The organism is Aliamphritea ceti (assembly GCF_024347215.1).
Taxonomy (GTDB): domain Bacteria; phylum Pseudomonadota; class Gammaproteobacteria; order Pseudomonadales; family Balneatricaceae; genus Amphritea; species Amphritea ceti.
In genome coordinates, this window is sequence record NZ_AP025282.1 from 1,724,815 (window position 1) to 1,737,901 (window position 13,087).

The 13,087-nt window shown below is 47.4% G+C and carries 12 protein-coding genes; 8 read left to right on the forward strand and 4 right to left on the reverse strand.

Features of this window, described 5'->3' with window-relative positions; genetic code table 11:
* Nucleotides 1-25: 25 nt before the first annotated feature.
* The 5 genes from OCU49_RS07885 to OCU49_RS07905 all read left to right on the forward strand — a co-directional run bounded on the left by OCU49_RS07885 (nucleotide 26) and on the right by OCU49_RS07905 (nucleotide 6,941).
* Nucleotides 26-1,354, forward strand: coding sequence for a TRAP transporter large permease (locus OCU49_RS07885; protein ID WP_261844433.1), 1,329 nt, complete (start codon nucleotides 26-28; stop codon nucleotides 1,352-1,354).
* A gap of 40 nt (nucleotides 1,355-1,394) precedes the next feature.
* On the forward strand, nucleotides 1,395-2,168 hold the full coding sequence (locus tag OCU49_RS07890) for an N-formylglutamate amidohydrolase (protein WP_261845210.1): 774 nt from the start codon (nucleotides 1,395-1,397) through the stop codon (nucleotides 2,166-2,168).
* Nucleotides 2,169-2,213: 45 nt separating this feature from the next.
* Nucleotides 2,214-3,578, forward strand: coding sequence for a glutamine synthetase family protein (locus OCU49_RS07895; protein ID WP_261844434.1), 1,365 nt, complete (start codon nucleotides 2,214-2,216; stop codon nucleotides 3,576-3,578).
* 329 nt (nucleotides 3,579-3,907) lie between these two features.
* A complete protein-coding gene (locus tag OCU49_RS07900) occupies nucleotides 3,908-5,299 on the forward strand; it encodes an aldehyde dehydrogenase family protein (RefSeq protein ID WP_261844435.1) in 1,392 nt (463 codons plus the stop codon).
* 13 nt (nucleotides 5,300-5,312) lie between these two features.
* Nucleotides 5,313-6,941, forward strand: coding sequence for a GMC family oxidoreductase (locus tag OCU49_RS07905; protein WP_261844436.1), 1,629 nt, complete (start codon nucleotides 5,313-5,315; stop codon nucleotides 6,939-6,941).
* A 112-nt stretch (nucleotides 6,942-7,053) separates the two neighbouring features.
* Here the strand turns inward: OCU49_RS07905 and OCU49_RS07910 are convergent, their stop codons facing one another.
* Nucleotides 7,054-8,220, reverse strand: a complete 1,167-nt coding sequence (locus tag OCU49_RS07910; protein WP_261844437.1) for an alpha/beta hydrolase — start codon at nucleotides 8,218-8,220, stop codon at nucleotides 7,054-7,056.
* A 328-nt stretch (nucleotides 8,221-8,548) separates the two neighbouring features.
* Here OCU49_RS07910 and OCU49_RS07915 point away from each other — a divergent pair, with 328 nt between their 5' ends.
* Nucleotides 8,549-8,989, forward strand: a complete 441-nt coding sequence (locus OCU49_RS07915) for a cupin domain-containing protein (RefSeq protein ID WP_261844438.1) — start codon at nucleotides 8,549-8,551, stop codon at nucleotides 8,987-8,989.
* Nucleotides 8,990-9,112: 123 nt separating this feature from the next.
* On the opposite strand, the gene hpf is transcribed toward OCU49_RS07915, so the two are convergent.
* From hpf to OCU49_RS07930, 3 genes are all read right to left on the reverse strand, one after another.
* The gene (gene hpf / locus OCU49_RS07920; RefSeq protein ID WP_261844439.1) at nucleotides 9,113-9,490 is read right to left on the reverse strand and encodes a ribosome hibernation-promoting factor, HPF/YfiA family; all 378 of its coding nucleotides are present in this window, start codon (nucleotides 9,488-9,490) and stop codon (nucleotides 9,113-9,115) included.
* A 321-nt stretch (nucleotides 9,491-9,811) separates the two neighbouring features.
* Nucleotides 9,812-10,288 (reverse strand): hypothetical protein, encoded by a 477-nt coding sequence (locus tag OCU49_RS07925; RefSeq protein ID WP_261844440.1) that lies wholly within the window; start codon nucleotides 10,286-10,288, stop codon nucleotides 9,812-9,814.
* Nucleotides 10,289-10,454: 166 nt separating this feature from the next.
* Complete coding sequence (locus tag OCU49_RS07930) at nucleotides 10,455-10,958, reverse strand: lactoylglutathione lyase family protein (protein WP_261845211.1); 504 nt, start codon at nucleotides 10,956-10,958, stop codon at nucleotides 10,455-10,457.
* A 101-nt stretch (nucleotides 10,959-11,059) separates the two neighbouring features.
* Between OCU49_RS07930 and OCU49_RS07935 the strand changes: the two genes are divergently transcribed.
* Together OCU49_RS07935 and OCU49_RS07940 are read left to right on the forward strand one after the other, a co-directional pair.
* The gene (locus OCU49_RS07935) at nucleotides 11,060-11,932 is read left to right on the forward strand and encodes a LysR family transcriptional regulator (RefSeq protein ID WP_261844441.1); all 873 of its coding nucleotides are present in this window, start codon (nucleotides 11,060-11,062) and stop codon (nucleotides 11,930-11,932) included.
* A gap of 147 nt (nucleotides 11,933-12,079) precedes the next feature.
* Nucleotides 12,080-12,925: a hypothetical protein gene (locus tag OCU49_RS07940; RefSeq protein ID WP_261844442.1), complete on the forward strand. Its 846-nt coding sequence runs from the start codon at nucleotides 12,080-12,082 to the stop codon at nucleotides 12,923-12,925.
* The last annotated feature ends 162 nt before the right edge of the window (nucleotides 12,926-13,087 follow it).

Sequence of the window (13,087 nt, forward strand, 5' to 3'; positions counted from 1 at the left end):
AACAGGGTTTTGCAGGAGCAGTGTTATGAGTTATGAAATGATCGCACTGCTAATGTTTTCCACCCTGATGCTGATGTTGTTAACAGGTCAGCGGGTCTTTGGGGCCGTCGGTTTTGTCGCTGTAGTTGCGGCATTGTGGTTGTGGGGTGATGGTGGTTCAGAAATGGCTTTTGCGTCCACCATGAAGTTGATGAACTGGTATCCGTTGCTGACCTTGCCGCTGTTTGTGTTTATGGGCTATATGCTATCGGAATCCGGAATCGCCGGTGATCTCTACAGGATGATCCATGTCTGGATGGGCTCGCTTAAAGGTGGCCTGGGGATAGGGACTATTATTCTGATGGTAGCTATTTCAGCGATGAATGGTCTGAGTGTTGCCGGTATGGCGATAGGTACCAGCATTGCATTGCCGGAAATGCTCAAGCGTGGTTATGACAAACGCATGGTCACTGGTGTTATTCAGGCTGGTAGCTCACTGGGCATACTGGTACCGCCGAGTATCGTGCTGGTGTTATACGGCATGATTTCCCGCCAGCCGGTAAGTCAGCTGTGGCTGGCCGGTGTGATTCCGGGTCTGATACTGGCCGTTATGTTCATTGCTTATATCGTGATTCGCTGCCGAATTCAGCCTGAGCTTGGACCTCCACTGTCGCAGGAAGAACGTGATCAGATCAGTACTAAAGAAAAGTATCTGTTACTGGGTGCAGGATTCCTGCCGCTGCTGGTGATCTTCTCCGTTATCGGTTTATTCCTGATGGGCTATACAAGTCTGGTGGAATGTTCGGCGGTAGGTGCCTTTGTTGCCATGCTGGCAGCGTCTGCTAAAGGTCGGTTGAGTTTCCGTCTGATTCACACCACATTGCGTAAAACGCTGGGCGTGAGCTGCATGTTCATGTGGATCATTATGGCGGCACTTTGCTTTGGTGCGGTATTTGATGGTCTGGGTGCGGTAAAAGCTATTGAAGCTCTGTTTCTGGAAGAGTGGGGTCTGAGCCCCTGGCAGGTGCTGGTTATGATGCAGTTGTCGTACATCATCATGGGTATGTTCCTGGATGATACTGCGATGCTGGTGATTGTTGCGCCGCTGTATATTCCACTGATTATTGCGCTGGAATTCAATCCGATCTGGTACGGCGTGCTGTATACCGTTACCTGTCAGATTGCCTATATGACGCCGCCATTTGGTTACAACCTGTTCCTGATGAGAGCGATGGCTCCGAAAGAAGTAGGCTTGGTGGATATCTATAAATCAATTACACCGTTCGTGGGCATTATGGTACTGGCGCTGTTGTTGTTCATGGCTTTCCCTCAACTGACGTTGTGGCTGCCAGAACTGGTTTATGGCGCTAAGTAATGGCATCGGGAATAACAGCAGGAGATTTATCACTGTGGTGATGCAAGGTTTAGAAAAATCGCCGGCAGATCTGGTTAATCCGCATGGCCGTTCTGATGTGTTACTGGTGTGTGAGCACGCCAGTAATTTCATCCCGGACAGTTTTGCTAATCTCGGATTAAGTGAACAGGAACGTCTCAGCCACATTGGCTGGGATATTGGCGCCGCAGATCTGGCGCGGAAACTCAGTGAAGCACTGGATGCAAGTCTGATTCTGCAGCATTACTCACGTTTGCTGTATGACTGTAACCGCCCACCGGTTGAAGCCAGTGCAGTGCCTCCGCTGAGTGAAGTAACGGAAATTCCGGGGAATAAAGATCTTACCCGGAAACAGCGTGAATACCGTGTGCAGGGCATTTATGAACCTTTTCATAACGCCATTGCGGATCAGATTGCTGAGCGCAAAGCTGCTGGCCGGAATACGGTGCTGGTTACGGTTCACAGTTTTACACCGATATTTATGGGGCAACCCAGGGCTGTACAGCTGGGAGTTATCTGTCATGAAGAAAATGCTTTTGCAGCAGACTTTCTTCGGGTCGCGCAGAAATACTCTGACCTGAACAGCAACAGCTTTGATATTCGGATGAATGAGCCTTATGGCCCGTCTGATCCGGTTTTGCACATGGTGACTCGCCACGGCGATGATCAGCAGATAGCAAATGTCATGCTGGAAGTTCGTAATGATCTGATTGATCACGAAGAAGGTCAGGCCGCCTGGGCAGCATTGATTGCTGCCACGCTGCGTACACTGATTAATAAGAATACTGACGACTAAGAATTAAACTGTGTTTAAGACACAAACGTTTAAAGAGGAAATCTGATGAGCGCTATGCTGACGCTGGAACAATTAAAACAAGAATTCGCGGCAGGAAGCATCGACACTGTGCTGGCCTGCCAGATTGATATGCAGGGCCGCCTGATGGGTAAACGCTTCCATGCTGATTATTTTATTAATCATGCTGTAGAAGAGACCCATTCCTGTAACTATCTGCTGGCAACTGACCTGGAGATGGAAACCGTCGAGGGCTATAAATCCACCAGTTGGGAAGCGGGTTACGGCGACTATGTGATGAAGCCGGATATGAGCACCCTGCGCCGGGTACCCTGGCTGGAAGGGACTGCATTGGTACTTTGTGATGTATTAGATCATCACCATAATCCTGTTCCGCATTCACCCCGGGCAATCCTGCGTAAGCAGATAGACCGCCTGGCGGAAATGGGCATAGTACCTATGATGGCAACCGAACTGGAGTTCTTCCTGTTCGATCAGAGTTATGCCGATGCCTGTCAATCCGGTTACCGGGATATGCAGCTGGCCAGTTCGTACAATGAGGATTACCACATCTTCCAGACCACTAAGGAAGAAGAAGTGATCCGCGCGATGCGCAATGGAGTATATGGTGCGGGTATTGCGGTTGAGTGTTCCAAAGGTGAAGCGTCTGCCGGTCAGGAAGAATTGAACGTTAAATATGATAAAGCTTTGACGACTGCGGATCAGCATTCAATTGTTAAGAATGCCTGTAAAGAAATCGCCTGGCAGCACGGTAAAGCTGTGACTTTCATGGCGAAGTGGCATAACGATGCGGCGGGCAGCTCTTCCCATGTGCATCAGTCTTTGTGGAGTAATGACGGACAGCCACTGTTTCTTGATGAAAGCCGCCCACACGGTATGTCTGAGCTGATGTGTCATTACCTGGCAGGCTTGCTTGCCCATGCCGATGATGTGACCTGCTTACTGGCACCTTATGTAAATTCTTATAAGCGTTTCCAGGAAGGTACGTTTGCACCGACTAAAGCAGTCTGGAGCCTGGATAACCGTACGGCGGGCTTCCGTTTGTGTGGTGAAGGTACAAAGGCAATCCGGATTGAGTGCCGTATTGGTGGTGCTGATCTTAACCCATATATGGCGCTTGCCGGACAACTGGCGGCGGGCATTGCAGGTGTCGAGCAAAAAATGGAACTGGAACCTGAATTTGTTGGTGATGCCTATGCAGGCGAGAATGCCAGACAAGTGCCAAATACCTTGCGCGCTGCAGCTGAAAAGATGAACGAATCTACTATGCTGCGGGAAGCTTTCGGTGATGATGTGGTTGATCACTATGTGCATGCTGCCCGCTGGGAACAGAAAGAGCACGATAAGCGTGTGACCGACTGGGAAGTGTCCCGCGGATTTGAACGGGCTTAATCTGAACAGATAACCGGTTTGTTGTCGCTGCTGCCTGTGAAGGGCTTTTTAGAAAAGCCTTTAGCTGAACGTTATAAAAAGCGTCGTGCTAAAAAAAGGGGCATTCGATCTTCAGGCAGTCTGTTCTTAGGGGAGCAACAAGGCTGTTATGCAGGTTGTGGCGACACTTGTGTTGAGAATCCAGACTGTAGATGCTTTTTTGAAACTGCTTTTTCGAAGCTTATGCTCAGAAGACGTGTTTAAAAAACTTTCAATAAAAGCCATTAATACAAGCCATCTGACAAGCGCTTTGTCTGAGATGACAGAGTCATAAATTTGAGTAAATGATGATGAACAAAATCCAAAGTGTTTCGCCGGTTGATGGCAGTGTTTATGCTGAACGCCCGGTTATGGATACGGATCAGGTTGCCGCTTTATTTGCGCGTAGCAAGCTGGCACAGAATAGTTGGGCACAGCTAAGCGTTGCTGAGCGTTGTACCTACTGTACCGCTGCGGTTGATGCGATGGTTGCTATGACTGACCGAATTGCAGAAGAGCTGGCATGGCAAATGGGACGCCCAATCAGCCAGGGCGCTGGTGAAGTGCGTGGTCTGGAAGAGCGGGCCCGTTACATGATCTCTGTTGCAGAAGAGTCATTAAGCCCTGTTGATCCGGGTGATAAGCCTGGGTTTGCCCGTAAAATCAGCCGGGAACCGCTGGGCGTCATTATGACCATTGCGCCCTGGAATTTCCCTTTCATGACGGCGCTGAATTCAGTGATTCCTGCGCTGTTGGCCGGTAATGCTGTCGTGCTTAAGCATGCCGCCAATACATTGTTAGTTGCTGAACGTATTCAGGATGCTTTTGATCAGGCGGGTCTGCCGGAAGGCGTTTTTCAGCATATCGTGCTGGATCATAGTGCCACTAGCGAACTGATTAGTTCTGGCAATGTGGATATGGTGTGCTTCACCGGTTCAGTTGGTGGTGGTAAAGCGATGGAACAAGCCGCTGCCGGGCAGTTTATTCCGCTGGGGCTGGAACTGGGCGGTAAAGATCCTGCGTATGTACGTGCTGATGCCAATTTGCCTTATGCCATTGAGAATCTGGCAGATGGCGCTTTCTTTAACAGTGGCCAGTCTTGCTGCAGTATCGAGCGAATCTATGTGCACGAGAGTATTCATGACCAGCTGGTGGCAGGTCTTGCCGCAGCAGGTCAGGCTTATGTGTTGGGCAATCCTCTGGAAACCACCACTAATCTGGGGCCGATGATTAAGCCAGCCGCTGCCGATTTTGTCCGTCAGCAAATTACAGATGCCGTAACTGCCGGTGCTCAGAAGCATGTGGATACCAGCCAGTTTGAATTGGATCAGCCGGGCTCTGCTTACATGGCGCCACAGGTATTGTCGAATGTTACCCATGAAATGTCGGTCATGACAGATGAGAGTTTTGGCCCGGTTGTCGGTGTCATTAAAGTGTCTGGTGATGACGAAGCGATAGCTTTGATGAATGATTCTGAGTTTGGCCTGACTGCCGGTATCTGGACGGAAGATCTGGCTGCGGCGGAACGTATCGCACCACAACTGGAAACCGGCACTGTGTTTATGAACCGTTGTGATTACCTGGATCCGGCGCTGGCATGGACCGGCGTTAAAGATACCGGCCGCGGTTGCTCACTTTCGACACTGGGTTTTGATGCACTGACCCGGCCTAAGAGCTTCCATTTCAAAACGTCTACAGATTAACGGCGGGTGACCAATGAAATCATTTGATTACATTATTGTCGGCGCCGGTTCGGCCGGTTGCGTCGTTGCAAACCGCCTGACGGCGGATCCTTCGGTCAGTGTTTGTCTTATAGAAGCCGGCGGCAGTGACAAAAGTCCTCTGGTGAAAATCCCGGCCGGTATCTTTGGGCTGTATGGCAATAAGAAGTATGACTATACCTTTGAAGGAGTGCCGCAGCGCCATCTGAATAATCGCACTATGATGGTTAACCGGGGTAAGGCCCTGGGGGGCTCCAGCGCAATTAACAGTATGGTGTATATCCGTGGTAACCAGAATGATTATGACGGTTGGGAAAGCCGGGGTTGTAAAGGTTGGTCCTATGCGGATGTATTACCGGTTTTTAAAAAGCTGGAAGCGAATCAGAATGGCCAGAGTCGCGACTTTCATGGCACAGATGGCGAGCTGCATGTCACCAAACCGCAGGACCCAAATCCGGTTGGGCGGGTATTTGTTAAAGCGGGGCTAGCGGCAGGATTGCAGGAAAATACCGACTTTAATGCTGACACTCAGCTGGGGCTGGGTATTTATGATGTAAAGCAACGTAGTGGTCAGCGTGAAAGCAGTTATACAGCATTTGTTGAGCCAGTGCTGTCGCGACCTAACCTGAGCATTATGACGCATACCGAAGTGCTATCGTTACGTATCGACGGCGATAAGGTAACCGGGCTGGATGCTGAAGTTAACGGTGCAGCTGAACAGATTCAGGCTAACAGAGAAGTCATTCTTTGCGCCGGAACTATCGTTTCACCACGTATTTTGCTGGCGTCAGGGATTGGTGATCAGGCTCAGCTGCAAGCGCTGGGTATTGAGTGTAAGCAGCACGTACCTGGAGTAGGGGAAAATCTGCAGGATCATGTGGACAGCATGGTAACAGTACGTTCAGCAAAATCCGACACTATAGGTATCTCTGCCGCAACGTTGTTACCTCATATTATTCCGGCTCCGTTTAAATACTGGTTAAACCGTAAAGGCTGGTGGACCACTAACTACGTGGAAGCGGGTGGTTTTGCTAAAACCCGTCTGGCGGAAGAAGCTGAGCCGGGTTCAGCCGATGCTGATCCGGATATACAGTTTCACTTTACGCCGTTGTATCGCAGTCATCGGGGCAAAAAGTTTGAATATGGCCATGGTTATTCGGTCTTTACCTGTGTATTGCGTCCGCGCAGTGCCGGTACGGTAAAGCTGGCAAATGATGGTACCCGTCGTAACGTTCTTATTGATCATAATTTCTTTGCAGATGAACGTGATCAGAAGGTGCTGGTAGAAGGGGTTAAGAAAGCACGGGAGATTCTGGCATCCCCTGAATTTGATCATTTACGGGGTGAAGAAATGGCGCCCGGAAAACATATCCAGACCGATGAAGAAATACTCGAATACCTGCGAGACACCACCACTACGGTTTATCATCCGGTTGGTACCTGCAAGATGGGAATCGATGAGATGGCAGTGGTTAATCCTGAAACTTTAAAGGTAAAAGGTATGCAGAACCTGCGGGTTATGGATGCTTCGGTAATGCCAACGCTGATCAGTGGTAATACATCGGCACCTTCGATGTTAGTGGGTGAGAAAGGTGCTCAGATGATTCTTAGCGAAAACGCTTAAATACGATTAAGTTTTACAACCGCGTAGGCATAAGCCCTCGTTTGATCTGGAGTTGTTGCCGGATCAGCGAGGGCTTTTTATTGGCTAGAGTTTTTCGGTGTGGTTGGGTTTATTACTTAGCAGATGTGACCTGCTTGATGCTACTGACTAAGCGGTCGAAGTAAGGATTCCAGGTAAGTCGGGCGTGGACCTTATCTGCTTCCTGATAACCCCAGTTGGAATACCAGAGGTCATTGCTGTCTGGGCAGAGCTTCTCTGCGGCTTCGGTCTGGCCGTTTTCACAGATTCTGTGGCTGCCGTTGCGGCCGTAGAAGGGGTTATTGGCGGCAAATAAAAGTGACATATGTGAGAAGTTGCTGATCTGCAGCTGGGGCAACCGACTGGTCAGTACTTCAATACGGGAATCCGTAGTTTCAGTCGTTTCACCAAACCAGAACAGTTTACTGGCCGGATTATTGAAGCGCTGTTCAAACAGGCTTTTTACTGCTTCTGAATCCACTACGCTGTCATCGGCGCTCAGGGCGATGAGTACCGGTTTATCATAAGTATTCTCTACAAGTTGCTGCCGTACTTGCCGGGTTGTGTAGTAATACTGGGTTGCGCCGTTGGTGGTCAGTGAGCCGTAGCGGGTGTAATTGCCGTCCGATGATTCCTGGTCCAGCCAGTCACTCAACAGGTTTACCACGGGTAATAAATGGGTCATGGCGGACTCCGGCACAATTGCCGGGGAGAACAACAACAGGCCGCTGATGTCATCATTACTCAGTGCCTCTGAGGTCACCAGATTAGCACCGGTTGAGAAACCGCCCAGCCAGACTTCACCGACCTGTTGTTGTAATAGCCGGGTATGGTGGCTGACCGCTTCCTGCCATTCATCGGAGTCCGCCAGCATCAAATCTGCAGGCCTGCTGCCGTGTCCGGGTAATAATAGTGTACGTACCAGAAATCCTTGTTTACTCAGTTCTGCGCCAATATCACGGAAGAAGAAGGGCGAGTCACCTAAACCATGTACCAGTAAAACAGCTTTTTGAGGTGGCTGGCCATCTGCCGGAGGCAGTTCATAGGGCATGTTGGCGTTCAGCTCTGCCTGCTTATCCGCCGAAACAAATACTCGTTGTTGTTCCAGCCAGGTGCGGGTATCGCTCAGGTAGCTCTGAAAGTCTGATTGGCGGTGTTCTGGCAGCGCTGCTGACGCAGTATGTAAAGGGTTTTGATTACTCACCTGACTACAGCTTATAAGAAGCAACAGTGTGGTAAGCAAGGTGATCGATTTTAGCATTGTCGTATCCGGGATTAAGTACCTCCCTTTGTACACTATATGAAGTAAAAGGATTGTTAAGAAAGGTTAACTGCCACAACCAATATCTGCATAACTACATATTATTCTGGTGATTATAGATCGTGTATTAATACGCTATTTTATTCATAGCAGATCATATGTTACTGAATGGTTGAAATTAGCGGGTAGTGCGTCCGGCTCTCTTGATTTGTTACTACAGGTATATTGTCAGTTTACTTTTAAGATCATTGTTAGCTAATAGTACTGCAGTTAAGCTGATTTCATTAGATTTAACAGGCACGGCTACAGGTATTAGAGGTGAGATATCATGCGAGCGAAACATATAGTAAGCGCTAATGCTGAAACACAAACCACTCCCAAAGGTGAAACGACAGTGTTTCTGGCAACAGCAGAAGATACTAATGGGAGGGTTTCAGTTTTTGATAGCCAGCTACCTAAAGGTAACAGCGCCCCCTGGCATTATCACGAGACTGATGATGAAATTTTCTATGTAGTATCAGGTGAAGTTGAGTTTGGAATTAATGATGACGAGGTTATTGCCCGGGCGGGGGATCTTGTCATCGCAGGCCCAAAGGTGCTGCGTCGTTTTAAAGCTTTGACTGACAGTCATTTGGTAGTCATTAATGCTCCTGGTGGACCTTCTGAACGTTTTTTACGTGATATATCAGGCTTGCAGGGCGTGGTAACAGAAGAAGATAACCAGCGTTTTATTGTTGAATACGGGATTCACATTGTTGATAAAGAATAAGTGATAGCCAGAGTCCGTGATGAGTCGTGTAGTTACTGATCTCTGAAGCAATAAAAAAGGCCGCTATATATGCGGCCTTTCTCATTTAGTTGCTAACTTACCAGCGTTAGCATGTCGCATGGATTACGCGGAATATTGCTCTTCGTAATCGGTGTCATCCTCATCATCCGGCATAACTTCAGCGGATTCTTCGGCAGGCTTGGTCGTGCCTTTTTTGTTAGTTTGAATATCGCGAATTTTGGCAAGTTGTTTATCGATCTTGCTACTTAGCGCATCCAGAGCCGCGTACAGATTTTCGTGGCTGGCTTTGGCGAACAGATCTTTGCCTGTGGCATGGACAGTAGCTTCTACTACTTCCTCTTTGCCGTTTGATTTTTCAATAGTGACTTGCGCGCTGGTAATAACGTTGTAGCGCTTTTGACTTTCGTGTAACCAACTTTCTATCTTTTCCCGTGTAGAGTCTGAAACTTTGTCGTTGCGATTAGTGATGTTTATATTCATATATAACCCTTACTGCAAAAAACTCGGACACTTCTTCACCTGTTACAGAGACATCCTTTCTGACAGGCTCACTTACAGAATGCTCCGATTAAAAATAATTGCAATAGGACCAGTGGTCAAAATGTGTAATTTTTCTTACAAAACAACGCAGATCAAGGAAATGGATGGTTTCAAATGTAAAAAATAATTAACAGAGGAACTCTCGGTATTAGGCTGGGTCAACATATGATTAGACCTTTCGTTGAGCGTTTATTCTGGGTGAAATTAGTCTGGAAGAACACGTATTGATAGTAAGCAGTCAGGTATAGAAAAAGTATTCTGTCAGAATTTCTTCGCAATACTTTCAATTCTGTTTGGCATGCCTCTGCCGTTATTCCACCAGCGGTTAGGGTTTTCGTTCTCAGGGTTATAGGCGGCCCGGCTGGCCCAGTCTTCCCGTAGAAAAATTACCGGTTCTTCGTAGTGATGAACCTGATGGATGACATCCATTACCTGTTCGAGAATGTCTGTATCCCGTTCAATTGAGATTTTGAGTTCCACCATTGGATAGGTTTCGGTGCTACCAGCTTTATACCCTGTTGCATGGGTTGTCGTTGTCGAGCCTTCTTCAGGTTGTGAGGTTTCCATCGCCTGAGCTGAAATACTCGCGTTACGCTGATAGCGGCCATAACTTAACGGATAAACTGTCATAACCGCGTCGAGAATCTTATCAACATCCTCGATTGGAGTTTGAATCTCAAGTGTCCATACTGGCGTAAAGCGACCTGATTTTGCTTTGTATTCTTCTAAACCCATCATTCGTTTTGCCTACTAATTTACCGGTTGGTTCCTACTATTGCCTTCCTACTTTACTTAACCAGGCAAGAGCAGAGCAAGGCTGTATATAGCTGCTCTGCTTGTTATATACGGGGGGCGCGAATACATTTTTTGTTGAAACGGGTTTAGCTATTAGGAATTCATGCGGTTACTTATAAGCGCCGGAAGCATAGTGCAATTCATAGCTATGGCTATAGATTTCCAGAATATTACCGAATGGATCCTCCATATAAATCATTCGATAAGGTTTTTCATTGGGAAAGTAATACCTCGGTTTAGCCATACGTTTTTTGCCTCCAGCCAGCACAATTTTTTCTGCCAGTCCTTCAACATCAGGGTCCTGAACGCAGAAGTGAAAAATGCCTGTTTTCCAATATTCAAAATTGTTTTCAGGACTTTTCTGATTCTTAAACTGAAATAATTCCACGCCTATCCGGTCACCTGTAGAAAGGTGTGCGATCCTGAATGTTCCCCAGCCTGGTCCGAAAACATCGGTGCACATTTCGCCGATTGCGCTGTCATCTTCTGTGATCTCGGTTGGTTCCATAATTAAATACCAGCCCAGCACTTCGGTATAAAATTTCACAGCAGCGTCGAGATCCGGAACGGAAATTCCAATATGGGAAAATGTCCGGGGATAAGGGGATGGCAGACTCATGATACTGACTCCAAATATTAATTTTGAAAGCAGTCTATAAAGTCACTGTGTTAATATGAAATTATCATTGGTGATTGAATTGATAATAAAACGTTATGATAAATCCTGTCTATTTACGTACTTTCATGCGTCTGGTTAAAACCAGTCATTTCACCCGAACCGCGCAACAGCTCAACATGACACAGCCTGGTGTTAGTCAGCATATTAAAAAGCTGGAGGCACAGCTGGGTAAGGCACTGCTTAGCCGACAGGGTAAAGGGTTCGAATTAACTGCAGCGGGGGATATCCTTTATCAGTACGGAATAACACAGGCAGAAGCCGAATCCGAATTACTGAATTCAATCGGTGAAGATGATAGTTATTCAGGTGACTGTAAACTGACGTGCTCCGGTTCAATGTCAATGTTGTTGTATCCACAGCTGCTTAACTTTCAACAGCAATATCCTGATCTTAGTATTAGCATTGAAGCAGCGCCGAATGCAGCGATCATCGAGCTAATCAGAGCAAATAAGTCTGATATAGGTCTGATGACTCAGCCTGTAAATGATCCCACACTGAAGCAGGAGCTGGTTGGAGAAGATTCTCTATGCCTGGTGCTGCCCAAAGATGCGAAATCAGGTTGGCAAGATTTGATGGCGTTAGGCTTCATTAATCACCCGGATGGGCATCACTATGCTATTCAGCTTTTAGAAGCGAATTATACGGACGAATATCAGGGCATGAGACACATATCCCAGTCAGGTTATATCAATCAGCTAAGCCAGATTTTGTTACCGGTATCACAGGGGCTAGGCTTCACGGTTATACCTCAGTCATCTCTTGAGGCGTTTCCTTATCCGGATAAAATCTGCTGTGCCAGACTGTCCACGCCTGTGAATGAAAGTGTTTATCTTGTGACAAAAAAGCATCGCGAATTACCTAAACGGTATAATCTGATTCGTACGCAGATCAAAGCGTTGATTCGTTAGCAGCGGTAAGAGCTTTTGATAAACAGACTTGAGATTAAATGAGTGATTCATCTCAGAATGCTGTTGTTTTAACAGTTAAAATTCTTAACAGCAGAATACTGCCTATGGCACTATATCTGTGTGTAATCAGTCTTCAGGAATAGATCAATGGCAAAGGATTCTTCACGGGGAGTATCGACCTCGGCACTGGCCCGGGCGCTGGATAAAACCAGCAAGCAGATGTTTGCTGAACTGGCGGCTTTAGGCTGGATTCGTCGTGAGGATGATCAGTGGCAGTTAACCAAGAAAGGCGAATTTGAAAAGGGCCGTTATCATAACAGTGATAAGTTTGGCACTTATATCGTATGGCCTGACTCAGTGCTGGAGCACCCGGCGCTGGTTAAATTTGAAGCCCGCTTACTGAGCCACAATGATCTTGCTGATCACTTCAGTTATGACGCCACGATGATGCTGAGGTTATTTGCCGAGCTAGCATGGATTAAGCCGCATTTGCATGGCTGGCAGGTAACCGCTGCCGGCAAGTTACAGGGTGGATCACAGCATGAAGATAAGGATTCAGGTGTACCACAGGTGTTGTGGCAGAAAACACTGCAAACTAACTCTGTGCTTGAGCAACGCTTAAGAGTAGCGCTGGGAGGAGACACAACAACCGATGATCAGGAAGCCGTTCGAACACTGGATGGTCGCTGGGTGGCTGATAAAGGTGCAGCACTGATTGCTAACTGGTTATATCTGGCAAATATACGCTTTACTACTCATATGAGCATTCCGGAATTACCGGATCAGTATGCTGATTTCTTTCTGCCGGAAGCAGGCTTATATCTGGAATACTGGTCAGAATCGCTTACCGCCCATCAGCTGGCGCAAAAAATGACCCGTAAAAACCATTACGCAGCTCAACAGTTAAATATCGCTGACTTACGTAATGATGATCTGTCCCATCTGGATAAACATCTGACAAAGTTGCTTCTACAGCAGGGAATTGCGCTGTAAAAGGCTGTTTTTGCCTGCGACTAAGGTCGAATTTTTTCAGATCTGTTTTGTAATAATCTTTTGTTTAACAATGTCTTAGGTGTTATCCCCTGATAGGGGTATACCCTGATTTGTTGGTGTCGCGGGATAATATGCTGGTGACCGGGCATTAGCCCACAACGG

Bases quoted from the DNA above. Each gene is read 5' to 3' on its own strand.
- OCU49_RS07885 (WP_261844433.1), top strand. From the start codon at position 26: ATGAGTTATGAAATGATCGCACTGCTAATGTTTTCCACCCTGATGCTG.
- OCU49_RS07890 (WP_261845210.1), top strand. From the start codon at position 1,395: ATGCAAGGTTTAGAAAAATCGCCGGCAGATCTGGTTAATCCGCATGGC.
- OCU49_RS07895 (WP_261844434.1), top strand. From the start codon at position 2,214: ATGAGCGCTATGCTGACGCTGGAACAATTAAAACAAGAATTCGCGGCA.
- OCU49_RS07900 (WP_261844435.1), top strand. From the start codon at position 3,908: ATGAACAAAATCCAAAGTGTTTCGCCGGTTGATGGCAGTGTTTATGCT.
- OCU49_RS07905 (WP_261844436.1), top strand. From the start codon at position 5,313: ATGAAATCATTTGATTACATTATTGTCGGCGCCGGTTCGGCCGGTTGC.
- OCU49_RS07910 (WP_261844437.1), bottom strand. From the start codon at position 8,220: ATGCTAAAATCGATCACCTTGCTTACCACACTGTTGCTTCTTATAAGC.
- OCU49_RS07915 (WP_261844438.1), top strand. From the start codon at position 8,549: ATGCGAGCGAAACATATAGTAAGCGCTAATGCTGAAACACAAACCACT.
- hpf (WP_261844439.1), bottom strand. From the start codon at position 9,490: ATGAATATAAACATCACTAATCGCAACGACAAAGTTTCAGACTCTACA.
- OCU49_RS07925 (WP_261844440.1), bottom strand. From the start codon at position 10,288: ATGATGGGTTTAGAAGAATACAAAGCAAAATCAGGTCGCTTTACGCCA.
- OCU49_RS07935 (WP_261844441.1), top strand. From the start codon at position 11,060: ATGATAAATCCTGTCTATTTACGTACTTTCATGCGTCTGGTTAAAACC.
- OCU49_RS07940 (WP_261844442.1), top strand. From the start codon at position 12,080: ATGGCAAAGGATTCTTCACGGGGAGTATCGACCTCGGCACTGGCCCGG.